The 1823-nt window shown below is 55.4% G+C and carries 2 protein-coding genes; one reads left to right on the plus strand and one right to left on the minus strand.

The annotated features are described in order from the left end of the window. On the minus strand, window positions 1–584 hold a 584-nt coding region (locus tag C9413_RS31775), incomplete at its 3' end, for a nucleotidyltransferase family protein (RefSeq protein WP_170251498.1). A 77-nt stretch (window positions 585–661) separates the two neighbouring features. Between C9413_RS31775 and C9413_RS31780 the strand changes: the two genes are divergently transcribed. Beyond that, window positions 662–1759: a helix-turn-helix domain-containing protein gene (locus tag C9413_RS31780; protein WP_246703915.1), complete on the plus strand. Its 1098-nt coding sequence runs from the start codon at window positions 662–664 to the stop codon at window positions 1757–1759. Window positions 1760–1823 lie beyond the last annotated feature (64 nt).

Genomic DNA, 1823 nt, shown 5'->3' on the forward strand with positions numbered 1-1823 from the left:
GTATCGACATCGTGCAACGCTGAAGTGCCGATATCGAAATCGACGAAGGGCACATTGGAAGCTCGGATAATATTTCTTGCGCCCAGATCGCCCTTAAGCCTCGCGACCTCGCCCAGGAGGGACCTGGGAAAGATCACGGGATTCCCGCGAATGTTCCCACAGGTCGCTCCGATAATCGATCGACCACCATAAGCAACGAAAGCCTCAATAAGCGAGTTTAAATCAGCCGTCGAAACCGACGGCATGTCGGCCGGCATAACCAGTGTTCCTTGCGCTGATCGAACTTGGGGCGTCATCATCCCGGTTATCAAAGAACTCGACATCCCGCTGGCGAAATCGGGGTTGTGCGCAATGCTGACTGGAAGGCCAGAGAGAGCTGAAATCAACTCCGGAGCTCGAAAACCGACGACAACAGTAACGGAACGAGCCCTGCTTTCACAGGCGCGCATGGCACTTCGCCTGACAAGTGGAATACCATCGAACAATGCCAGGAGCTTGCTATCTGTGGCGGTCCCAAAGCGACGTGCCTGTCCTGCGGCGAGCAGCACAACAGCCACCTCTGAAGGGGCCGTAGTCTTCTCCATATTGCCTCCTAGGCTCACGGCGCATTTACCTCGCCCACTACTATATCACTTGAGACTAGGAATGGGTCCGTTTCCGATTGAACGAAGCAACCGTTCTTACGGCGCGGAAAGCTTTCATTATTAGACCTGATACCCTATATATGTGGTATGAACCCAACCCATTCGCGCTCGTCGCCAGTCGCTATCCGATGAACAAGATCATAAAGATGCCCATGAATATTGCCTCCTCATCCGGTAATGAAAAGCCCTTGCTAATGCAGCGACAATCATCAGTTCGTCGAACGATGGAGATTGTATTCGAGACCTGGAACTTCTTGATACTTCGAGAAGCCTATTTTGGCGTGCGCCGGTTCGACAAATTTCAGCAGCGCTTGGGCATTCCGCGGCAGACGCTTTCGTCTCGACTGTCCAGCTTTGTGGCGAATGACATCCTGAGCACTGGAAAACGGCCGAACGAGCCGGGGCAACAATATTTCCTAACCGTCCGAGGAAAAGATCTCTTTCCGACGATGCTGTCGCTCATGGAATTCGGCGACAAGTGGCTGACGGGGGGCAACGAGCCCCCACTGAAGCTGATTCATAAAAGTTGTGGGTGTGAATGCCATCCCATCACGGTCTGCTGCGAATGTCTCGAACCCTTCACGGCAAAAGAGGTTGCGCCACGCGACGGGCCAGGCGCGGGGTATGCTCCGGTCGAAGCGCGGCCGACGTCTCGCAGAAGCTCGGATTCGACGCTTTTGGAAAGGGTGCGGCCCTGCTCAGTCGCGCGGACGCTTGGGATCATCGGCGACCGTTGGAGCTTCCTCATTCTACGAGAAGGCTGGTTCGGAGTTCGACGGTTCGAGGAAATGCGCGAGAACCTCGGCATTGCGACTAACATTCTCGCCGACCGCCTCGCCCGGCTCGTACAGGCGGGCGTATTGCGCAAGGTTCCTTATAACGGAGGCGAGCGCTTCGAGTATCGCTTCACCGAAATGGGCCTCGATCTGTACAAGCCCATGCTCGTCATGATGGCCTGGGGAGACAGGTGGCTCGCAGACGGCAAGCCACCGATGCGGCTTCGGCATAAGGCCTGCGGGCAGGATTTTTCCGCCATCGTGGTCTGCTCCGAGTGCAAGAAGCCCATCTCCTCCAAGGACACCGACTACATCCTAAGGTACCCGTTTGATCTTTGAAGGATTTGGCGTCCGATAAGGCATTTCTGAAATCAAACGACGCTCAGGGTCCGTCGCTTAGACA

This window comes from Rhizobium sp. SEMIA 4085 (genome assembly GCF_013004495.1).
Taxonomy (GTDB): Bacteria; Pseudomonadota; Alphaproteobacteria; order Rhizobiales; family Rhizobiaceae; genus Rhizobium; species Rhizobium gallicum.